This window comes from Seonamhaeicola algicola, from assembly GCF_007997385.1.
Classification (GTDB): Bacteria; Bacteroidota; Bacteroidia; order Flavobacteriales; family Flavobacteriaceae; genus Seonamhaeicola; species Seonamhaeicola algicola.
Genome location: NZ_VOSC01000033.1, coordinates 28,172 through 50,471, shown reverse-complemented (window position 1 = coordinate 50,471; position 22,300 = coordinate 28,172). Strand labels below are relative to the sequence as shown.

The 22,300-nt window shown below is 32.3% G+C and carries 23 protein-coding genes; 13 read left to right on the top strand and 10 right to left on the bottom strand.

Translation table 11 applies throughout. The features are described from left to right. The first annotated feature begins 2 nt into the window (after window positions 1–2). Window positions 3–887, top strand: coding sequence for a GTPase Era (gene era, locus FUA26_RS13990; protein ID WP_147137445.1), 885 nt, complete (start codon window positions 3–5; stop codon window positions 885–887). A gap of 144 nt (window positions 888–1,031) precedes the next feature. Here era and FUA26_RS13985 read toward each other — a convergent pair whose 3' ends face one another. Then, the gene (locus tag FUA26_RS13985) at window positions 1,032–1,550 is read right to left on the bottom strand and encodes a GTP-binding protein (protein WP_147137442.1); all 519 of its coding nucleotides are present in this window, start codon (window positions 1,548–1,550) and stop codon (window positions 1,032–1,034) included. Between the two features lie 148 nt (window positions 1,551–1,698). On the opposite strand from FUA26_RS13985, the gene der reads away from it, so the two are divergent. Then, the gene (gene der / locus FUA26_RS13980; RefSeq protein WP_147137440.1) at window positions 1,699–3,003 is read left to right on the top strand and encodes a ribosome biogenesis GTPase Der; all 1,305 of its coding nucleotides are present in this window, start codon (window positions 1,699–1,701) and stop codon (window positions 3,001–3,003) included. Between the two features lie 95 nt (window positions 3,004–3,098). On the opposite strand, the gene FUA26_RS13975 is transcribed toward der, so the two are convergent. The 5 genes from FUA26_RS13975 to FUA26_RS13955 all read right to left on the bottom strand — a co-directional run bounded on the left by FUA26_RS13975 (window position 3,099) and on the right by FUA26_RS13955 (window position 6,462). Then, window positions 3,099–4,019 (bottom strand): TPM domain-containing protein, encoded by a 921-nt coding sequence (locus tag FUA26_RS13975; protein ID WP_246109145.1) that lies wholly within the window; start codon window positions 4,017–4,019, stop codon window positions 3,099–3,101. Between the two features lie 9 nt (window positions 4,020–4,028). Continuing rightward, window positions 4,029–4,466: a TPM domain-containing protein gene (locus FUA26_RS13970; RefSeq protein ID WP_147137438.1), complete on the bottom strand. Its 438-nt coding sequence runs from the start codon at window positions 4,464–4,466 to the stop codon at window positions 4,029–4,031. After that, on the bottom strand, window positions 4,466–5,053 hold the full coding sequence (locus FUA26_RS13965) for a LemA family protein (protein WP_147137436.1): 588 nt from the start codon (window positions 5,051–5,053) through the stop codon (window positions 4,466–4,468). Before FUA26_RS13965 ends, FUA26_RS13970 begins: the two co-directional genes overlap by 1 nt. Window positions 5,054–5,161: 108 nt before the next feature. After that, window positions 5,162–5,491 (bottom strand): MerR family transcriptional regulator, encoded by a 330-nt coding sequence (locus FUA26_RS13960; protein WP_147137433.1) that lies wholly within the window; start codon window positions 5,489–5,491, stop codon window positions 5,162–5,164. Continuing rightward, complete coding sequence (locus FUA26_RS13955; protein WP_147137430.1) at window positions 5,491–6,462, bottom strand: M23 family metallopeptidase; 972 nt, start codon at window positions 6,460–6,462, stop codon at window positions 5,491–5,493. Before FUA26_RS13955 ends, FUA26_RS13960 begins: the two co-directional genes overlap by 1 nt. Before the next feature lie 221 nt (window positions 6,463–6,683). Here FUA26_RS13955 and alaS point away from each other — a divergent pair, with 221 nt between their 5' ends. The 8 genes from alaS to FUA26_RS13915 all read left to right on the top strand — a co-directional run bounded on the left by alaS (window position 6,684) and on the right by FUA26_RS13915 (window position 16,761). Further along, the gene (gene alaS, locus FUA26_RS13950; protein WP_147137427.1) at window positions 6,684–9,296 is read left to right on the top strand and encodes an alanine--tRNA ligase; all 2,613 of its coding nucleotides are present in this window, start codon (window positions 6,684–6,686) and stop codon (window positions 9,294–9,296) included. Window positions 9,297–9,328: 32 nt separating this feature from the next. Continuing rightward, window positions 9,329–10,294, top strand: a complete 966-nt coding sequence (locus tag FUA26_RS13945; RefSeq protein ID WP_147137424.1) for a GSCFA domain-containing protein — start codon at window positions 9,329–9,331, stop codon at window positions 10,292–10,294. Window positions 10,295–10,404: 110 nt separating this feature from the next. Further along, window positions 10,405–10,950: a DUF6252 family protein gene (locus FUA26_RS13940; RefSeq protein WP_147137421.1), complete on the top strand. Its 546-nt coding sequence runs from the start codon at window positions 10,405–10,407 to the stop codon at window positions 10,948–10,950. Window positions 10,951–10,980: 30 nt separating this feature from the next. Further along, window positions 10,981–12,858, top strand: a complete 1,878-nt coding sequence (locus tag FUA26_RS13935; RefSeq protein WP_147137418.1) for an outer membrane protein assembly factor BamB family protein — start codon at window positions 10,981–10,983, stop codon at window positions 12,856–12,858. A gap of 235 nt (window positions 12,859–13,093) precedes the next feature. Further along, window positions 13,094–13,378, top strand: a complete 285-nt coding sequence (locus tag FUA26_RS13930; RefSeq protein ID WP_147137415.1) for a hypothetical protein — start codon at window positions 13,094–13,096, stop codon at window positions 13,376–13,378. Between the two features lie 5 nt (window positions 13,379–13,383). Next, window positions 13,384–15,327 (top strand): tetratricopeptide repeat-containing sensor histidine kinase, encoded by a 1,944-nt coding sequence (locus tag FUA26_RS13925; RefSeq protein ID WP_147137412.1) that lies wholly within the window; start codon window positions 13,384–13,386, stop codon window positions 15,325–15,327. A gap of 2 nt (window positions 15,328–15,329) precedes the next feature. Further along, on the top strand, window positions 15,330–15,980 hold the full coding sequence (locus FUA26_RS13920) for a response regulator (protein ID WP_147137410.1): 651 nt from the start codon (window positions 15,330–15,332) through the stop codon (window positions 15,978–15,980). A gap of 166 nt (window positions 15,981–16,146) precedes the next feature. Beyond that, window positions 16,147–16,761, top strand: coding sequence for a DUF4230 domain-containing protein (locus tag FUA26_RS13915; protein WP_147137407.1), 615 nt, complete (start codon window positions 16,147–16,149; stop codon window positions 16,759–16,761). Here FUA26_RS13915 and FUA26_RS13910 read toward each other — a convergent pair. Beyond that, a complete protein-coding gene (locus FUA26_RS13910; RefSeq protein WP_147137404.1) occupies window positions 16,750–17,058 on the bottom strand; it encodes a rhodanese-like domain-containing protein in 309 nt (102 codons plus the stop codon). The two genes, FUA26_RS13915 and FUA26_RS13910, sit on opposite strands and share 12 nt — an antisense overlap. Window positions 17,059–17,167: 109 nt before the next feature. On the opposite strand from FUA26_RS13910, the gene FUA26_RS13905 reads away from it, so the two are divergent. Both FUA26_RS13905 and FUA26_RS13900 read left to right on the top strand, forming a co-directional pair. Further along, a complete protein-coding gene (locus FUA26_RS13905; RefSeq protein WP_147137400.1) occupies window positions 17,168–18,103 on the top strand; it encodes a pyridoxal-phosphate dependent enzyme in 936 nt (311 codons plus the stop codon). Between the two features lie 25 nt (window positions 18,104–18,128). After that, the gene (locus tag FUA26_RS13900) at window positions 18,129–18,890 is read left to right on the top strand and encodes an enoyl-CoA hydratase/isomerase family protein (RefSeq protein WP_147137397.1); all 762 of its coding nucleotides are present in this window, start codon (window positions 18,129–18,131) and stop codon (window positions 18,888–18,890) included. A gap of 184 nt (window positions 18,891–19,074) precedes the next feature. On the opposite strand, the gene FUA26_RS13895 is transcribed toward FUA26_RS13900, so the two are convergent. After that, complete coding sequence (locus FUA26_RS13895; RefSeq protein WP_147137394.1) at window positions 19,075–20,838, bottom strand: aromatic amino acid hydroxylase; 1,764 nt, start codon at window positions 20,836–20,838, stop codon at window positions 19,075–19,077. Window positions 20,839–20,987: 149 nt separating this feature from the next. Here FUA26_RS13895 and FUA26_RS13890 point away from each other — a divergent pair, with 149 nt between their 5' ends. Continuing rightward, the gene (locus tag FUA26_RS13890; RefSeq protein ID WP_222611773.1) at window positions 20,988–21,314 is read left to right on the top strand and encodes a thermonuclease family protein; all 327 of its coding nucleotides are present in this window, start codon (window positions 20,988–20,990) and stop codon (window positions 21,312–21,314) included. A gap of 91 nt (window positions 21,315–21,405) precedes the next feature. Here the strand turns inward: FUA26_RS13890 and FUA26_RS13885 are convergent, their stop codons facing one another. Both FUA26_RS13885 and FUA26_RS15745 read right to left on the bottom strand, forming a co-directional pair. After that, window positions 21,406–21,966 (bottom strand): DUF4136 domain-containing protein, encoded by a 561-nt coding sequence (locus FUA26_RS13885; protein ID WP_147137391.1) that lies wholly within the window; start codon window positions 21,964–21,966, stop codon window positions 21,406–21,408. Between the two features lie 154 nt (window positions 21,967–22,120). Then, a complete protein-coding gene (locus FUA26_RS15745) occupies window positions 22,121–22,282 on the bottom strand; it encodes a DUF5522 domain-containing protein (protein WP_186826922.1) in 162 nt (53 codons plus the stop codon). Window positions 22,283–22,300: the final 18 nt, after the last annotated feature.

The window sequence follows — 22,300 nt, the reverse complement described above, 5'->3', positions numbered from 1 at the left end:
ATATGTCGCATAAAGCAGGTTTTGTAAATATAATAGGTAATCCTAACGTGGGTAAATCTACCCTAATGAATGCTTTCATTGGCGAAAAACTTTCCATTATAACCTCTAAAGCGCAAACCACGCGTCATAGAATTTTAGGTATTGTAAATGGCGAAGATTTTCAAGTAGTTTTAAGTGATACACCAGGTATTATAAAACCAGCGTATGAGTTACAAGAATCTATGATGGATTTTGTGAAATCTGCTTTTGAAGATGCCGATATTTTAATTTACATGGTAGAAATTGGAGAGCAAGCCTTAAAAGACGAGGCTTTTTTCAATAAAATTACCAACTCAAAAATACCAGTTTTATTGTTGCTAAATAAAATTGATACTTCAGATCAAGCACAACTAGAAACTCAAGTGCAATTATGGGCAGAAAAAGTACCCAATGCCGAAATTTATCCAATATCAGCACTCGAAGGTTTTAATGTAAAAGAAGTGTTTTTAAGGCTAGTTGAACTTTTACCAGAATCACCACCATTTTACCCAAAAGATCAATTAACTGATAAGCCAGAGCGTTTCTTTATTAATGAAAGTATTAGAGAAAAAATTTTAATACATTATAAAAAAGAAATACCATACGCAGTTGAGGTAGAAACCGAAGAGTTTCACGAAGAAGAAAATATCATCAGAATTCGATCTGTAATTATGGTTGAGCGCGAAACACAAAAAGGTATTATTATAGGGCATAAAGGAAGTGCATTAAAGCGTGTAGGTACAGAAGCTAGAAAAGATTTAGAAAAATTTTTCGGCAAGCAAATTCATATAGAGCTTTATGTAAAAGTGAACAAAAATTGGCGCTCAAACCAAAACCAACTAAAACGTTTTGGTTACAATCAGCGTTAAAAACTAACGCTATTTTTAAATTAGCATAACATTCTCTTTAATAAGGAGTTTCATATTTGCACCATCAAAGTTTGTTAAACTTTTGAGTTAGTTAGTTTAGTTATAAAAGTCTTAGTTTGCCCTAAATTAAGACTTTTTATTTTTTTATATAATTTCTGAATTAGCTTTCGTTTCACTTAGTATTTTATGCATAAAATCATGTAATGCATACATATTAGTTTTGCTAGAAGCTTTACCAATAATTCCAGCAAAATACAAAGCAAACCATATAATTATCATTAAAAGCATAATTGCAATTTGTACACTAAAATTAGTATTTAATTTCCAGTTGCTGTAAGCCCAAATACTAAAACCAATAAAAAGTGTAGCCACAATAAAATGCAAGAACATGAAAAGTGTCCAAACGGTTGGGTTTGGTCCAAATAAACCATTCAAAATACTTGTTTTGTTGTTTATGTTATCAATTTCTAAATGTAATTGAGGCGTCCAAAACTTTTGTTCTTTTTTAGGGTATTTTATAAAAACATGGTTGTCTATACGGTTAATAACAAAAGCGTTTTGGCTGGTTTTAGCAGTTTCAAAAGCATTTAATACTACTTGGTTGTTTACGTGTAATTTTAGTTTAAATCTGGGTCTTAAAGCAATAGTATTGTTGGCTGGCATTCCGTCTGTTTTACATCATTTAAAATAATAAAATTTATTTATAATATATAAACCTCTTAATAGTTTTAAAAAACAGTTACTAATGGCAGTATATTTTCTATTTTTGCAAAATATTTAGGCAGCATAATAACGCTAACCTTTTAATTTTATGAGCAATATAGTAGCAATAGTAGGAAGACCAAATGTAGGTAAATCAACGTTTTTTAATCGTCTAATTCAAAGACGCGAAGCCATTGTAGATTCTGTAAGTGGTGTAACAAGAGACCGTCATTATGGTAAATGTGATTGGAACGGGCGCGAGTTTTCTCTAATTGATACCGGAGGTTACGTAATTGGAAGTGATGATGTTTTTGAAGCTGAAATAGATAAACAAGTTGAGTTAGCTATTGATGAAGCTGATGCCATTATTTTTATGGTTGATGTTGAAACAGGCGTAACTGGAATGGATGAAGATGTTGCCAAGTTATTACGAAAGGTTGAAAAACCAGTGTTTTTAGCAGTTAATAAAGTTGATAACTCAAAACGAAGTGAAGATGCTGTAGAGTTTTATTCACTTGGTTTAGGTGAATATTATACCATTGCAAGTATTAACGGATCGGGCACCGGTGAACTTTTAGATGCTTTAGTTGAGGCTTTACCAGAAAAAGAAGAAGTAATTGAAGAAAACTTACCACGTTTTGCTGTGGTTGGTCGCCCAAATGCTGGTAAATCATCATTCATCAATGCGTTAATAGGTGAAGATAGATACATAGTAACAGATATTGCAGGAACCACACGCGATGCTATTGATACTAAATATAACCGTTTTGGGTTTGAATTTAATTTAGTTGATACGGCTGGTATTAGAAGAAAATCTAAAGTAAAAGAAGATTTAGAGTTTTATTCTGTAATGCGAAGCGTTCGTGCCATTGAACATGCCGATGTATGCTTACTTGTTTTAGATGCTAATCGCGGATTTGATGGCCAAGTACAAAATATTTTTTGGTTAGCTGAACGTAACCGAAAAGGTATTGTTGTTTTGGTTAATAAATGGGATTTAGTAGAGAAAGATCATAAATCAGTTAAGGAATACGAAAAAGCCATTCGAAAACAAATTGAACCATTTACCGATGTGCCAATAGTATTCATATCTGCACTTACAAAGCAACGTATTTATAAAGCTATTGAAACAGCTGTTCAGGTTTATGAAAACCGTAGTAAACGTATAAAAACAAGCGAACTTAATGAGGTGTTTTTGCCTTTAATAGAGCATTATCCACCACCAGCTTACAAAGGTAAATTTGTTAAAATAAAATACATAATGCAATTACCAACACCACAACCACAGTTTGCATTTTTCTGTAATTTACCACAATATGTAAAAGATCCTTACAAACGTTTTCTTGAAAATAAACTACGCGAAAATTTTGGGTTTACAGGGGTGCCTATAAGTGTTTACATGCGTAAGAAGTAGTTTTGTTAGTTGTTAGTTGTTAGTTGTTAGTTGTTAGTTGTTAGTTGTTAAGGGCAATACTTTTTTAAAAACAGTAAGCAATTAACAACTAAAAATTACCAACCGCCAGAAGCACCACCACCACCAAAACTACCGCCACCAAAGCCACCGCCAAAACCACCACCTGATGACCAACCGCCTCCAGAGCTACCCCAGCCACTGCTACCAGAAGAGCCACGGTAACTACCACGCCCCATATTACTTAAAATAATAGCATCTAAAATACTGGTACCATCAGTTCGGTTTCCACGGTTTCCGCCACCACCACGTCGGTTTTTTGAAATTGAAATTAAAATAATAAAGAATATAAAAAGCAGCATAACAACTAAACCTACCGGAAATTCACCACTGCTGTTTTGTTGCCTAGAACCTTTGTATTCACCATTTAAAACTTCAAAAATGGCATCGGCACCACGGTTTAAACCGCCAAAGTAATTATTTTGTTTAAAGTAGGGTATTATGTCGCGCTCAATAATACGTTTAGATAAGGCATCCGTTAATAAGTATTCAATGCCATAACCCGTGTTAATAGCAATTCTACGATCATTTTTTGCCAATAAAATTAATATACCATTGTCTTTGTTGTCTTGCCCAATACCCCATTTTTCACCCCATTGAGCACCTAAATAATTAATGTCTTCACCGTTTGTTGAGTTTATTATAGCAACAACAATTTGGGTTGAAGTCGTATCAGAATATTTTACAAGTTTACGCTCTAAATTATCTTTTTGAGAGGGATGCAACAAGTTTATATAATCATAAACACTTGTTTGGAATTTAGGTTTTTCAGGAATGTCAAATTGCGCAAACCCAATTGAAGTTGTAAAAATTAATAGTAATAATAACAGTTTTTTAAACGCAGTAAATGTTGTGGTAGCTTTTTTTTCAAATAAAGTAATATAAGCGTTGTGCATACTACTGTAAGTATTTGGAGTACAACCAACGGAACACTGATTACTTTTTACTGAATACTGCATACTGTAATTTTATCCTTTTGAAATATCGTTTGAAAGTTCGTTTGTGTCATTTTTGGTATATGGGAAATAATGTTTTAAAGCATTACCTGCTTTAGTAATACCATCAACTAAACCTTGTTTAAAATTTCCTTTTTTAAACTGCTGCTGAATGCTGTTTTTTGTACTGTCCCAAAAATCAGCTTCAACTAAGTCATTAATACCTTTATCACCATAAATAGCGAAGGTTTTGTCTTCTACTGCTACATAAATTATAACGCCATTTTGCGCTTTGGTATTTTCCATTTTAAGCATATAAAACACTTCTAAAGCTCTTTTAGAGGCGTTACCATTGCAAGTTTTTTCAATGTGTACGCGTATCTCTCCAGAAGTGTTTAGCTCTGCTAGCCTTATGGCTTCAATAATTTCTTGTTCTTCAGTTGCAGAAAGGAAATCTTCTATTTTAGACATTAAAATTCTACTTTAGGTGCTTTTTCACTTCCAGGATCGCTTTTATATCTTGGCATTTCTTCAAAACCAAATAGGCCTGCTAATAAGCTTCCTGGGAATTTTTTTATATGAATATCGTAAGTGTTAACTATTTGGTTATAACGATTACGTTCTACATTTATACGATTTTCAGTACCTTCTAATTGAGATTGTAGCTCTAAAAAGTTTTGGTTTGCCTTTAACTCTGGGTAGCGCTCTACTGTTAATAATAATTTAGATAAAGCACCTGTTAGCCCTTGTTGTGCTTGTTGAAATTGAGCCATGGTTTCTGGTGTTAAATTGTTGGCATCAATAGTTGTTTTTGTGGCTTCAGAGCGTGCTTTAATAACACCTTCTAAAGTTTCTTTTTCATGCGCAGCATATCCTTTTACGGTTGATACTAAATTAGGTATTAAATCGGCTCTACGTTGGTAAGCGCTTTCAACGTTAGACCACGCTGTTTTAGCATTAGCTTCATGCTCAACAGCTGTATTGTTAAATCCTTTTCCCCAAGAATATAGGCCTATTGCTAGAATTCCAACAACAATCCATGGTAAAAATTTTTTCATAATAATGTTAGTTTATAATGTTAATGGTTATAAATGTATGACACAACTTTGTTTAAAATGTTACTTATTTTAAATTTTTTTTAGAGCGTGTAAATTTACGTAAACGTTTCAAAGGTGTTCTTTTATTTTAAGCAGTTGCTCTTTAATATCTTCAAGTTTATTAATTATTTCAAAATTACTTAAAGCTTCTTTTTTTTCTTCTTTTAAATGAATTTTAGCGCCTTCTAGTGTAAACCCGCGTTCTTTTACTAAGTGATATATAAACTTAAGGTTTTTTATGTCTTCGGGAGTAAATTTACGGTTGCCTTTTGCGTTTTTTTTAGGCTTTAAAATGTCAAATTCTTTTTCCCAAAATCTTATTAATGATGTGTTTACATCAAAGGCTTTGGCAACTTCGCCTATGCCGTAATAACGTTTGTTGGGTAAATTAATATGCATTAGTCTAATGATTGGTTTTCCATTGAAGCGTGTTCAAGCATTTCGCTAAACTCTTCGGCAGTTAAACTTCCGTAGTAAAAATTAATAGGGTTAATATTTACGCCATCTTTTCTAATTTCATAATGTAAGTGGGGTGCTTGCGAACGTCCTGTGCTACCAACAAAACCAATTAAATCACCGCGTTTTACCTTTTGGTTTTTGCGTACGTTGTATTTGTATAAGTGGGCATAAAGGCTAATGTAGCCAAACCCGTGGTCTATTCTAATATGTTTTCCGTAGCCGCTAGAACCAGAATCTGCTCGTACTACAATACCATCGCCACTGGCGTAAATTGGTGTGCCACGAGGTGCTGTAAAATCCATGCCTTTGTGCATTTTTCTAACTTTGGTAAAGGGATCTGTACGCATACCATAACCCGAAGCCATACGCGTTAAGTCTTCATTGCTAACAGGTTGAATAGCAGGAATTGCAGCTAGTAACTTTTCTTTTTCTTCGGCAAGTAAAGCAACTTCATCTAAAGATTTTGATTGTACTACAATTTGTTTTTGTAAAATATCTAAACGTTTTGTGGTTTCCATAATAAGTTTAGAATTATCATAACCAGCTAAATCTTTATAGCGGTTAATACCACCAAACCCTGCTTTTCGTTGCTCATCAGGTATTGGGTTTGCTTCAAAATAAACACGGTATAAATTATTATCTCTATCGGCCACATTAGCTAAAACGGCTTCGGCTTCATCCATTTTTTTATTCAGAATTTCAAACTGAAATTGCATGTTTTGTAATTCGCGCTTTAAGGCTTTTTCTTTAGGAGATTCAATATATTGTCCTGCAATAAAAACAAAGCCAAAAGCAAATAAACAAGCAGCTAATAAAAACAAAAAAGCGTACTTAAACGTAGTTCTTTTTTTACGCTCAATTTTTCGGTAAGAAAGTGATTCTGGATCGTAGTAATATTTTACCTTACTCATTACGTTATTTATTCTATTTTTGCATGAGATTATCTAAACCTAATTAGCTTAAAATTTTAAAGCTAACGTGCCAAACCTGTAATTATTGTTTTTAATGTTTGGTACTAATTTTAAAGCTAAATAGGTACACTAACACCAAAGTAAAATAAAATTTGGTGAGTAAAGATAAAAATTGTTTTACAATTTAAATAATTTAACAAAAAAAGAGCAAATCTGCATTCATGAAGTCACAAGAAATTAGAGCTACGTTTTTAAATTTTTTTAAAGATAAACAACATGCCATAGTACCATCGGCACCAATGGTGTTAAAAGATGACCCTACGTTAATGTTTGTTAATTCTGGTATGGCACCGTTTAAAGAATTCTTTTTAGGCAATGCCGAACCTAAAAGCAGCAGAATAGCAGATTCTCAAAAATGCTTACGCGTTTCAGGTAAACACAATGATTTAGAAGAAGTTGGTTATGATACATACCACCACACACTTTTTGAAATGCTTGGAAACTGGAGTTTTGGCGATTATTTTAAAGAAGAAGCCATTGCTTGGGCTTGGGAACTTTTAACCGAAGTTTTTAAAATAGATAAAGATATTTTATACGTTACTGTTTTTGAAGGTGATGAAGGCGATAAATTACCTATGGATACCGAGGCTTATGATTTATGGAAGAAGCACGTACCTGAAAACCGCATTTTAAAAGGAAACAAAAAAGATAATTTCTGGGAAATGGGTGATCAAGGACCTTGTGGCCCATGTAGCGAAATTCACGTAGATATACGTTCGGCTGAAGAAAAAGCCAAAGTTGATGGTAAAGATTTAGTGAATATGGATCATCCGCAGGTGGTAGAAATATGGAACCTTGTATTTATGCAATACAACCGTAAAGCAAACGGCTCTTTAGAACCGCTACCAAATAAACACATTGATACTGGTATGGGTTTTGAACGTTTATGTATGGTGCTACAAAACGTACAAAGTAATTATGATACTGATGTGTTTACACCATTAATTAGAGAGGTTGAAACCATTACAGGTAAAAATTACAGCAAAGATGAAAAAGTTGATGTTGCCATTCGCGTAATATCAGACCACGTGCGTGCAGTAGCTTTTTCAATAGCCGATGGCCAACTACCAAGTAATAACGGTGCAGGCTATGTAATTAGGCGCATTTTACGTAGAGCTGTACGTTACGGCTTTACATTTTTAGATAAAAAAGAACCTTTTATTTACAGGTTAGTTGATGTGCTAAGTGAAAAAATGGGAAGCGCTTTCCCAGAATTAAAACAACAAAAGCAATTAATTCAAAATGTTATAAAAGAAGAAGAACAATCGTTTTTAAGAACTTTAGAGCAAGGTTTAATTCTTTTAAATAGAATTGTTGAAGAAACAAAAGGCCATACGGTTTCAGGTGAAAAGGCTTTCGAATTATATGATACTTATGGTTTTCCAATAGATTTAACATCGTTAATTTTAGGTGAAAACGGCTATAAGTTAGATGAAGCTGGTTTTAATAAAGAACTTCAAAAACAAAAAGACAGATCGCGTGCGGCAAGTGAAATGAGTACAGATGATTGGACGGTTTTAATTAATGATGCCGACCAAGAGTTTATTGGCTATGATGCTTTAGAAGCCAACGTAAAAATAACACGATACAGAAAAGTAACCTCAAAAAAAGAAGGTGATATGTATCAATTAGTATTCAATTTAACACCATTTTATGCTGAAGGCGGTGGGCAAGTAGGTGATAAAGGCTATTTAGAAGATGTAAACGGCGATGTGGTTTATATTTTAGATACCAAAAAAGAAAACAACGTAATTATTCATTTTACCAAAAACTTGCCTAAAAATGTAGAAGCAGCATTTAAAGCTGTTGTTGATGCTAAACAGCGTTACCGTACAGAGTGTAACCACACAGCAACACACTTATTACACCAAGCATTACGCGAAGTTTTAGGCACACACGTAGAGCAAAAGGGAAGTGCAGTACACTCAAAATACCTACGATTTGATTTTTCACACTTTTCAAAATTAACCGTTGATGAGTTACGCGATGTAGAAAACTTTGTAAACGCCAGAATTGATGGTAAATTACCTTTAGAAGAAAAACGAAATATTCCAATGGATGAAGCTATTGCCCAAGGAGCTATGGCTTTGTTTGGTGAAAAATATGGCGATACGGTAAGAGCTATTCGTTTTGGGCAATCTATTGAGCTTTGTGGCGGTACACACGTAAAAAATACAGCCGATATTTGGCATTTTAAAATAACATCAGAAAGTGCAGTGGCAGCAGGTATTAGAAGAATTGAAGCCATTACAAATGATGCTGTTAAAGATTTCTACCAAGAAAATAATAGAGCATTTTTTGAAATGAAAGATTTACTAAATAATGCTAAAGAACCTGTTAAAGCACTTCAAAATTTACAAGAAGAAAATAGTAGCTTAAAAAAGCAAATAGAAGCCTTATTAAAAGATAAAGCTAAAAATATTAAAGGCGAATTAAAAGGCGAATTGGTTGATGTTAACGGTATTCAATTTTTAGCTAAAAAAGTAGATTTAGATGCAGCTGGTATAAAAGATGTAGCTTTTGAATTAGGCGGACAATACAATAATTTATTCCTTTTGTTAGCAGCTGAACAAAATGGAAAAGCATTATTATCGTGCTATATTTCTAAAGAATTAGTAGCCAATAAAGATTTAAATGCAGGACAAGTAGTACGAGAACTAGGTAAATTTATTCAAGGAGGAGGAGGTGGTCAGCCGTTTTTTGCAACCGCTGGCGGTAAAAATCCTAGTGGAATTGAAGCGGCTTTAAAAGAGGCGAAAGCTTACTTAAATTAAGTTCACGCCAAGGCGTTAAGGTTAAAGTAAAAATGAAACTTCAAACCAGCATACCATTATTTAAACAAACCAATAATTTAATAAATTACGAGTCTAATATACTGTTGTTAGGCTCGTGTTTTGTTGAAAATATAGGTGAAAAGTTGGCGTATTTTAAGTTTAATAATAAGGTTAATCCGTTTGGTATTTTATTTCATCCTAAAGCCATTGAAAAACTAATTGAAAAATCACTTAGCTTAGCGTATTATTCTGAAAATGAGGTCTTTTTTCATAATGAGCAATGGCACTGTTTTGATGTACACTCAAAATTAAGTAATCCGTCAAAAGATAATTTGCTTGAACACTTAAATGATAGTATTAACTCAAGTTGCCATCAACTTAAAAAAGCAACACATATTGTTATTACGTTAGGTACAGCGTGGGTTTATTCGTTTTTAGAAAATAATAATACGGTGGCTAACTGCCATAAAATTGAGCAAAAGTATTTTGATAAAAAATTACTTTCAGTAAATGCTATTGTGGCTTCACTTCAAAATATAATTAAGCTTATAACAACTGTAAATAAAAAAGCGTCGGTTATATTTACGGTGTCGCCAATTAGGCACGTAAAAGATGGTTTTATAGAAAACACCCAAAGCAAGGCGCATTTAATTTCAGCCATACATGAGGTTATTAAAGCACAATTATTAACAGAAAATAACCAATTGTACTACTTTCCTTCTTATGAAATAATGATGGATGAGTTGCGTGATTACCGTTTTTATGCCGAAGATATGATTCACCCTAGCCAAACTGCTATCAATTATATTTGGGAAGCGTTTAAATACGTATGGATTTCAGAAAAAGCAGTGAAAACAATGGAAAATGTAGATGCTATTCAAAAAGGACTTCAGCATAAACCATTTAATCCAAATTCTGAAGCACACAAAAAATTTCTTCAAAAATTGGAAAGTAAAAAACAGGCCTTGAGTAAAAGCTTTCCACATATGTCTTTTTAAAATTTAAAATCGTATACCGGTAAATCAAAATATACGTAATTCATCGTATTGATTTCGCTTGTGCTTTGTTGCAGTTTTGTGATGCTATTAATCATAAAAAAATCAACAAAATGAAACACTTCAAAAAACAAGCATTATCAGTAGTTATTATTTTATCAATGGTATTCGTGTCATGTTCATCTTCTGATGATTCTGATGGCGATATAAAAGCAGCATCAGGTATTTTAGTGGCAAATGTAGATGGAACTTCGTATAAATCATTCGAAATATCTTCTTCAGCAACCATTTCAAACGTAAGTTCAACAGCAAAAAGTTTAATGATTATTGCTACAAACAGTGATGGTAAAGCGTTTTCAATGACCGTTTTTGGGTATGAAGGCGCGGGCACTTACGATTTTACAGGCGCCAATTTAGCAATAACAAATGTTGCCAGTTACTCTGAAACCGATGTGAATATTAATAACCCTACAGCATCAACAACCGAAATTTGGCAAGCACCTTATGACGATACTAAAGTAGGTTCTATAACAATTACCGAAGAAACAGATACTAAAATTAAAGGCACGTTTAGTTTTACATGTAAAAACGTAAACGGCAATAACTCTATAAAAAACATTACAGAAGGTTCTTTTGATTTGAACAAACAAGTACTGTAATAAGCTAATTAACATTAACCAAATTCAACAATGAGAACATTAAAAACTTTAGTTTTTCTATTAGCTAGTACGCTAATTTTAAACGCGCAAAAAGCAGAAACACCTGAAAATAGCTATAATTTAGGTGCAAACATTAATCAAATGACTTTAACTGTTGCAGGTACTTTAGTGGTTGCAACCAATGATGGTTTGGTGGGCATAAAGCCAGATACCAACCAACTACTATTTAATTTTACAGATTACGGCAGAGTAAAACCAGAAGAGTTAAATTTTGTACCTATGTCTCCGTACGTTATGGTGGGGCAAACAGGTATTGCAAACTTATCGGCTAAAAAAGCGGTAATAGACCATGTTTCAGGAAAGGTGTTATTTACAACTGAATCTAAAGGATGGAAAAACGTATTTACTTGCGATGTTATTATGCCACAAAACAAATTAGTAGTAAGCGGTTTTCAAAAAGGAGGCGGTAAAGCTGAAAATGTAACGCCTAAAGTAGGTGTGTATGATTTAGCTACAGGTAATTTAGATTATGAATTCTTTTTAACAAAACCAGGAAAAGTAACCATGAAATACTTTGCGGTTACCGGTACGCCAATGCTTCTAAAAGATAAATTATTGGTGCCAACATCACAAGGTATTTTAGCAAAATCTAAAACAGGAGAAACGCTTTGGGAAAACAAAGTGAAAAATGTTAATTGGATGACTACTAATGAAACCGAAAGCGATATTTATGCCTTTGCAGCCACAACTAACGGTAAAAACACAAGAATTTACAAGTTGAATGCTAGTGGCAATGAAGTCTGGACAGAAGAACGCAAAGTAAAAGGTAACGTTAGCAATTTTGAAATTTTGCCACAAGGTTTAGCCGTTGTTAGCGATGTTACTGGTGGTAGTGGAGCTTTAGGCGCAAAGGCAGAATCTAAAATAACCATGTTTAGTGCTGCAACAGGTGATGATTTATGGGAAAAAGCACCAAAAACTAAAGGCTACGTGCAGCATTTTTATGTACAAGATGATGGTATTTTATTTGGTGTGTATGAAGGCGGTATCAATAAAATTTCTTTTGATGGTAATACCTTATTTAAAAAGCCTTTAAAAACAGGTGAAAACATTATGCTTATGGCCCAAACACCGCAAGGTTTAATTTACATAACCAGTGAAGATGCCAATATTGTAGATTTAAAAACTGGTGAACAAGTTTGGAGCAAACCTTTAAAATATAAAAGAGCAGCATCGGTAGCTTCTACTTTTGATGCTAAAAACAATCGTTATTTAATTGCAGCTGATGGTAAAATTATGGCTATTGATGCTAATTCAGGTAGTGTAAGTGATTTTGCTAAATGTAATTTTGATGAAAAAGAAGATCCTAACACTATGCAAATTAGAAATGGTGGCGTTTTCTTATCATCAGACCAAAATATGACTTTAATAAACTTTGATGGTAAAGAAAACTATCATGCCTATTACAAATCACCAGGCAGAAGCACATTTGGTAAAATTGCTGGTGGTGTTTTAGCGGTAGCATCAACAGCTATGACAGTTGGTATGAGTATGAAGGCTGGCGCTAACCGTAGTGCTTTTGGTAGTGTAAATGATTTAGATAGCTATAATGAAACAGGAAAACAAGCAAAACGAGCTGCCGATATGTTTGCAGGTATTGCAAGTGCCTCTTTTGATTATTTATCAACCAGATTTAAAGCAACAGCCGCTACTGAAAATGCCCAATTTATTTTAACAAATTTAGATGGTGGTGCTGGCCTTGTAAAAGTGAATAAAGATTCAGGTAAAATTGATAAAGAAATTATGCTAAAAGATAAAAAACCAGAATATGAAGTAGATGAGCTTGGAGGATATTTATTTTATAAAGCCAATGATAAAACAATATATTCTTACAACCTTAATAAGTAAATCTTGTTGTTGAGATTTGTACTGATTGGGCGTGATAAATTCTTTTATTGCGCTTAATCTTTTTTAATAACTTTTAGTCGATATTTTACACCTTTAGAAAACTTATATTGTAAATTTCAAATGCTATTAATCAGTTCATATCAAAAACATCAATTGTTATTTTCTTGTGAAAGAGGAAAGCAGTTGGTGTTTTTTTTATGGGCAACCATAACTAATAATGTAAAACTTTTTAGTTATGTGTTTTAATATAATTTTTGAGGTTATAATTGGTTTGCTGTTATTGGTTTTAAGTATAGCCATTATCATTACAATTAAACGCATATTTGTGTTTAATGAAAACGCAAAAAAAAGAAATCAAGTACTTGCTTTTAAGGTATCTTTAGCAAAAAAGGAAAATGCACAATTACAACAAAAAACAGTGTTAGTAAATGCTATAAATACCACATTATACCCTCGTTTTTTTAGTATAATTGAACAAATACTTTCATTACAAAAAAATATATTTGATGAGAGTTTATAATTTTTATGAAAAAACTACTGTGCGCACTCGTATTAATATTCAGTAATTATAGCCATTCACAAAGCACTCAAAAAATAATTGATAGTTTAAAAACACTATTAAACTCTCAAAAGGAACTGCCTTTAGTTAATACACTTACTGAACTTGCATGGGAGTATGAAAACCGAAATATTGATAGTGCATTATTCTATTCAAAACAATCATTAAACATTTCCAAAAAAATAAAAAGCGATGAGGCTTTTGCAGCGTCATACAATAGTTTAGCTAGTTGTTTTGATGCTTTAGGAAAACTAGACAGTGCCATTTACTACCATCAAAAAAGTTTAGATTTAAAGCTAAAACTCAATAATAAAATAGGAGCAGCTAATTCATATAATAACTTAGGTATTGTTTATGATTTATCGGGCGATTTTGATGTGTCTTTACAAAATTACTTTAAAGCGTTAAATATTTTTGAAAGTGAAAATGTACCTTTTGATAAAGTGCCAATGGTGCTAGGTAATATTGGTATTGTTTACAAAAAGGAAAAAGAATTTGGTAAAGCTTTAGAGTATTATAATAGGGCCTTAGAAATTTATCAGGCCAACAATTATAATTTTGGTGAAGTAGTAACAAAAGGTAATATTGGCGCTATTTTAATTCATTTAAAACAATTTGAAAAAGCAATAAAATACTGTTCTGAAGCCCAAGAAGCTTATGCCAAATTAGGTTATAACAGGTATGTACCTTACATGTTAAGTAACATAGCTATTGCTAAAGATAGCTTAAAACGCTACAATGAAGCAGAAAAAGACTTAGAGCGTGTTATATCTTTATTTCAAAAAGAACAAAACTATTATGAATTGGTACATAATAAATTAAGTTTTGCACATAATTTACATAAACAGCAAAAGCTAACTCAAGCGTTTTTAAATGCAAATGATGCATTACAAATAGCAAAAAATAAAGGTTTTAAAGAGTGGGAAGTTAAAGCATACAAAGTTTTAGCTCATATTGAAAAGTCAAAACAAAATTATAAAGCTTATGCTACGTATTTTGAAATGTACGCCCAAAAGAAAGATAGTTTGTTTGAAGAAAAAAAAACCAAAACAGTTTTTGAGTTAGAAACCAAATACAAAACAGCTAAAAAAGAAAAAGAAATACTAGCGCAACGTGCTCAAATAGCAGAAAAAGAACTTAATATAAATAGAAAAAACATGCAATTACTAGGGCTTGGTGTTTTAGCTATTGTACTATCAGTTTTTGGGTATTTGGTATATAAACAACAAAAATTAAAAAACAAACAACTTCAAAAAGAAAACCAGTTAAAAGAAGCACTATCAAAAATTGAAACTCAAAATAAATTACAAGACCAACGTTTAAGAATTTCAAGAGATTTGCATGATAATATTGGCGCACAACTTACATTCATAATATCGTCTATTGAAAATTTACAATACGGTTTCAAAATTTCAAACACCAATTTAACCAATAAGTTAACAGGCATAAGTAGTTTTACAAAAGACACTATAAATGAATTAAGAGATACTATTTGGGCAATGAATAAAAACGAAATTTCGTTAACAGATTTGCAAATCCGCATATCAAATTTCATTGACAAAGCGCATGTATCTTCTCAAGGCATACATTTTAATTTTTTAGTAGCTGAAGAACTTAAAAACAACACTGTATTCACATCTGTACAAGGCATGAATATTTATAGAATTATACAAGAAGCCATAAATAATGCTATAAAATATGCCAATGCAAGTAGTGTAAATGTTGAAATATCTGAAAAAAATAATAAGCTGTTATTTGAAGTGTTTGATAACGGTACAGGTTTTAATTTAGAAGAAGTTGAAGCTGGCAACGGGTTAAACAATATGAAAAAAAGAGCTACCGATGTTGGTGCAAGCATAACCATACAAAGCAACAAAAACTCAGGAACCAAAATAGCAGTAACTTTATAAGCATGATAGTTAAAATAGCTATAGCAGAAGATAATAATTTTTTAATACGGGCGGTTAAAGAAAAACTCTCTTTTTTTGACGATTTAAAGGTGAGTTTTATTGCTACCAACGGACAAGATTTAATTGAAAAATTACAACACAACCATAACTTAGATGTAATTTTAATGGATATTGAAATGCCCATTAAAAATGGCATTGAAGCTACCGAGATTGTAAAACAAAAGCACCCGCATATTAAAATAATAATGCTTACAGTTTTTGATGATGATGAAAATATTTTTAAAGCAATTAAAGCAGGTGCCGATGGTTATTTGCTAAAAGAAGTAAACCCAAAAGATTTATACAACGGTATAGTTGATACTTTAGGAGGTGGTGCAGCCATGACACCCTCAATAGCCATGAAAACGCTAAAATTACTGCGTAAACCTTTACAAAATTCAATAACAACAACCTGTGAAGAAATTACACTTACCAACCGTGAAGTTGAGGTTTTAGAGCATTTAAGCAAAGGCTTAAGTTATAATGCAATAGCTGATAATTTAATTCTTTCAACAGGAACTGTTAGAAAACATATTGAGAATATCTATAAAAAACTACAAGTACATAATAAATTAGAAGCTGTACAAAAAGCAAAAAAAAATAACTTAATTTAAAGGTTGTTTAACCTTGTGGTAAACTAAAAATAGGGCAACCAATATATATTTGTAGTGTTAATTTACATTCCAAAAATGCATTGGTTAGACTTCTTATGTCGAAGGAAACTAATGTTTTTTTTTGCCTTAACTTTCCAGTTCAAATTAAAATATTTTAAATTAGTATATGCGAAAAATTCTATTTGGTGTTGTAATTACTTTAGTTGTTATTTTAACGTTTAAGTATTGTAATGATGAAAAAGAAGATGAAGTTCTGCTTAAAGAAAGCTCAACACTTATTCAAAAACAAATACAAAACGTTGGGAAACTTGTGGTTACCGAAGGCCATTTTAGTGAAGTGTTTAATTACCAAAACTCTAAAGATCTATTAGGTTCTTACATAACATCACAAAAAAAAGCATTGGTAGTTGTAAATGCCGATGTAACTATAGCGTATGATTTGAGTAAAATTCAATATAATATTGATGAAAGCACAAAAACACTTCATATATTAAGTATTCCTGAAGAGGAAATTAAAATAAGTCCAGATTTTGAATACTATGATATTCAAGCCGATTTTTTTAATCCTTTTGAGGCTAAAGACTATAATGCTATTAAAAATATAGTCAACCAATCTTTAGCTAAAAAAATTGAAGCCTCTGCGCTTAAAACAAATGCAAAAAATCGTTTATTAAGCGAATTGTCTAAATTTTACATTTTAACAAATTCATTTGGTTGGACTTTAATGTATCAACAAACACCACTTAGCACACCCGAATCTTTACAAAACTTAAAACTCTAATTTTTTAGATAAACTAAGCCAGCCGCCGCCATTAATACAATCTACACCTTTTTGTTTTAGTAGTTTACTAGCAATACCAGAGCGTACACCACTAGCACAACAAGTAATTACAGGTTTATTAAGTTTTTTTATGTTGTTAATATGCTGATTAAGTGTTTGTAACGGATAGTTTAAGGTGTTTGGTATAGCACCTTGCATAAATTCTGTTTCTGTTCTAACATCAACAATAACAGCTCCTTTGTTATAGTAATCTTTAATTTTCTTCTTCTTATTAAACAGGGCGTTAAAAAATGGCATTTTCTTAAGTTTTATACAAATATCCTTATTAATTTATTAAAGCAAAGTAACAAAAGTTACCATGTAATTTTAGTATATTCAACCACGCTTTCACAGGAAATTTAAAAAAATGAATAAAGCTAGTTTGCAAACCATTCATAATAACATTAAACCTTACATTCATAAAACACCGGTATTTACATCGCAATTGTTAAATGATATTTGTGAGGCTGAAGTATTTTTTAAATGTGAAAACTTCCAAAAAATGGGCGCTTTTAAAATGCGTGGTGCAACACATGCTATTTTAAATTTAACACAAGACCAAAAACGTAAAGGCGTTGTAACACATTCTTCGGGCAATTTTGCTCAAGCTTTGGCTTTAGCAGCAAAAAGCATTGGTGTTAAAGCTTATATTGTAATGCCAAAAAATGCACCGCAAGTAAAAAAAGAGGCGGTTTTAGGTTACGGTGGTATTATAAGTTTTTGTGAGCCTACTAACCAAGCCAGAGAAGCAATGGCTAAAAAAATACAACAAGAAACTGGGGCAACATTTTTACATCCTTCAAATAATATAGATGTTATAAATGGGCAAGCCACTGCAGCTATTGAGTTGTTAGAAGAATACCCTAACCTAAAGTATATATATGTACCAGTTGGAGGTGGCGGTTTACTTGCGGGTACTATTTTGGCCGCCAATGCGTATTCTAAAAACTGTAAAGTTATTGCTGGCGAACCCGAAAATGTTAATGATGCGTATAGGTCGTTATTATCAGGTAAAATTGAAAGTAACACAGCCAATAATACCATAGCCGATGGTTTAAAAACGCAATTAGGCGATAAAAATTTTCCTATTATAAAAAAGTATGTTGAAAGTATTCAACTGGTTACAGAAATAGAAATTGTGAAAGCCATGACATTAATATGGCAGCGATTGAAGTTAGTTGTAGAGCCATCAAGCGCAGTTGCATTAGCAGCAGTATTAAAACAAAAAAATAAAATAAAAGGAAAAAAAATAGGTGTGATTTTATCTGGCGGAAATGTAGATATTACTAATTTGCCGTTTTAATTGCGCTATAATTTAATTTAAAATTATGCAGGTTACAGAAGAACCCTATGTGCGTTTAAATACCGAAGGAAAAGTTGGAGTAATTGAATTTTTTCATCCCAACCGAAACTCAATGCCTAGTGATGTGTTAGCAAAACTAGAGCAAACCATTATTGAAGCCGGAAAAAATGATGCTATAAAAGTTATTATTTTAAAAAGTGGCGGTAACCGAACTTTTTGTGCTGGTGCAAGTTTTAATGAGTTAATAGCAATTGAAGATGCCGAAACAGGTAAGCAATTTTTTTCAGGCTTTGCTAATGTAATAAATGCTATGCGTAAATGTCCAAAACTTATAATTGGTAGAGTACAAGGAAAATCTGTTGGTGGTGGTGTTGGTTTATTAGCAGCTACAGATTATTGTTTGGCAACCCAATATGCATCAGTTAAGTTAAGCGAATTAAGTATTGGCATTGGGCCATTTGTAATTGAGCCTGCAGTATCAAGACGCATAGGAAAAACAGCCATGTCTCAAATGACTATAAATGCCGAAGCGTTTTATGCCGCTAATTGGGCAAAAGAAAAAGGTTTATATGCTGAAGTTTTTGATACTACAGATGAGCTAGACCAAGCCGTATTAAGTTTAGCAAATAAATTGAGTAGTTATAACCCCGAAGCTTTAAAAGAAATGAAAACAGTTTTTTGGGAAGGCACCAACAATTGGGACGATTTATTAAACCAACGTGCTCAAATTAGTGGCACGCTAGTTTTAAGTAAATTCACAAAAAAAACATTAAAGCGTTTCAGATAAAAAAAAAGCTCAAGAAAAGCGAAAGCTTTATCTTGAGCTAAACTAATACTTGCTAATAATTGTATCTTAGGATTTATAGCTTAGGTATTAGCCTCAAACTTTAAATTATTCATTATAGAATATTTTTAAGACACACCTTTTTAAATTAAGTCACAATTAAATATTTGATTTTTAGTTTGTTAAATTAAGTTGTAATGCTTTTGTTGTTAGTAATTATACTTAAACCATCATCAATTAAGTTGCCAAGGTTAGGTTTTTGTTGCTTAACAGTTTCTAAATAATTTAAAATATTATTGCATAAAACACGCTCATTATCAGCATGGGCTAATTCATAAAGTTCAATAGCAAGTAACCAATCTGTTGGGAAATTTTCAATAATTTCTTCAAGCACTTTTGTTCTAGAAATGGTTTTGTTTTTACCCAAACGGTAATCTCTAACTTGTTGGTAAAGGGCCTCAAGTTTAAGTTGTTTTTCAGTTTTTTTTATTTGAATTGTTTTTTCTGAGGGTACATGTGTTATTAAATCAAAACTATTTAAATCTGCGGGTCCGGAAAAAGCAGATACAATATCTTTACCAACAGCCATGTCATAATGGCCCCATTCTGGTTTAAATAAAACGGTGTCATTATGCGTAACTGTACAGTTTTTAAAACTTATTAAAATTATTTTGCCTTGTAAATTACGTTTTCCTGTAATAATTTCACCTGAAACTTTAACGCCGCCTTCAAACTCTAAAGTAGTTACTTTTTCTTCAAAAATGTTATAAGCCGCTAAATCTCTTGGGCTCATATCTTCAATAGCAATATTAATACCTTTTAATTTTCCAACCGGAAAACCAAAGCCTTTAGGGTGTGTTTTTATACCATGACCAACAAGTTCTTTTTCTCGGTAAGCAAGTGCTGTATTGCCTGTAGTTTGTACATAAATTGGGTTGTTTTTTAAACTAATTACATTTGTAAAAACACCTGAAATTTGTATACCTGTACTAAGCTCAATAGTGCCTAAAGCGTTAGAGTTTATTAATTTTTCAACACCAATAAGTCCGCCAGTTCTAACAGCCATAGTATTTGCAAATTCCTCTAAAATTAAACTTAAATGGGCAAAATTTGGTGTAACAAAAAGCTGAGGTTGAGGTTTTGTAATGTCAAAATCTTTAAAGGTAGCTTCAATATTGTAAGGTAGTTTTTTAACAGCATCGGTCATGCACCAAGCACTTTCTCCAATTGATGATAATAAGCCAGCACCATAAATTTTAGGGTTTTCAACAGTACCAATTAAACCATATTCAACAGTCCACCAATGTAAGTTTCTAATAAGAGCCATTTCACTGGGTTCGCCCATGTTTTCTTGTAAATATTCAACTTTTTTTTCAGCTTTGGTAATAGCGTCATTACTGGTGTTTGGTGCTTCTTTTATAATAGATAAATGTCTTACGGCTTCGTACAATTCATAGTCTTTTGCAGATGAAATAGCTTTACAGCCTATTTCGCCAAAGCGTCTTAAATATTCAGCATATTCAGGGTTTGCAATTATAGGAGCATGTCCTGCGCCTTCATGTATAATATCGGGTGCTGGGGTGTATTCAATATGTTCTAATTGCCTAATATCACTAGCAATAACAAGTACGTTATATGCTTGAAATTCCATAAAAGCGTTGGGTGGAATAAAACCATCAACAGCAACGGCTGCCCAACCAATATTTTTTAAAATACGGTTCATTCCGTACATATTTGGAATGCTATCAATTGAAATGCCTGTTTGTTTCAACCCGTCTAAATACGATTTATGCGCAACTGTACTTAAAAAATTTACATTTTTGCGCATTACATAACGCCATACAGCTTGGTCTATGGCAGAATACTCATTGTAGTTTTGAGGCTTGATAAATTGTTTTAAATGTTTGGGTAAACGATTTAAAATAGGATTAGGCTCAATTGCAGTGTGCATTTTAATAATTGTTAGTGATTGTTGTTTAAAAATACGAAATATTTAATAATTAAATAAAATTGATGTTATTTTTTAGTAATACTTTAATGTTAAGTGTGTTTTTTTTGTAGGTAATTTTGTATTTTTATTACAATAAAAGCATTTATAATATGTACCATTACAAAGCAAAAATTATTGATGTTTACGATGGCGATACTGTTACAGCCATGGTAGATTTAGGATTTTTACATTTTCAAGAAATGAAACTTCGTCTTTACGGTATTGATACGCCTGAGCTTAGAGGTAGTGAGCGTGAAGCAGGTTTAGTTGTTAGAGATATTGTTAGAGAGCTGATACTTAATAAAGAAGTTGAAATACACTCATATAAAGATAAACAAGGTAAATATGGACGCTATTTAGCAAATATAATTGTTAATGGTGTTGATTTGAACCAATGGTTGGTTGATAATGGACATGCAAAGCCTTATTATCCGTAAAATAAGAAGGTATCTAAAAAGCAATATTGTGATATCATTTTGTTATTAATGATATTTTAAAAACTTTTTAGATACCTCTTTTGTGTTATAATTATTGAGTAACTCCCGGAGGGTATTTTTCCATTATTTTAGAAACAAACTCCTTAATGCGTTCTTCTTTTTTCTCCATATTTCGGCTTAAATAGCCAGTGCCCATACCTTGCCAAACAAGTTCTTTTTTGGCAGCATCAATTAAATCTATGTAAAGCGTACCTTGAGTGCTGGTGCTAACAGTTGGTTGGTTCCAACCCCAACCCCAACCAGGTCCCCACCCTGGGCCCCAGCCACCCCAACCCCAGGCGCCGTAGCCCCAAGTATTGTTGTAAACATCAACACGTTGTTGAGATTTTGTAAATAGACTTACTAGTAAATCTGGATTGTCAGATTTTGTGTAGCCTTTGGCTAAAAGTTCGGCTTCAATGGCGCGTAAAATTCGGCGTTTATCTAAGTCGCTAATTTCAGCTTTGTCTATACCAGTTTTAAAAAAAGCAAAGGTTTTATAATTGTTAAACGGTGCTTTTTTATCGTAATCGGCCGCTACTCTTACAGAGCTGCAAGAGCTAGCAATAAACACAATTACTAAAAGTGGTAATGCTCTAAATAATGTTTTCATAATGCAATTTTTTTAACGGTTAAAGTAAATTTAATAAAGAAAAATTAACTGTTTTAGGTTATGAGCATTTTTAACTAAAAATGTTTTTCGGTTATGTTTACAGTAGCAATAATCATACCAATACTTTGGTTTGCAGTAGGTAGCTTACTAATAATTAGCGTTTTTTACCAGTAGTAGCATTAAAGCCGTAGGGGCAATGTCTGCAACCACTTTCACAACAATAACCACGTTTTAAATGGTATTGTTCAGTAAAACATCGGTAACCTTCGGGCGTTAAGTAGTAATCGCCTTCTTCAATAGGAATTATTTTTTTCATTACAGCAAATATAAAGCA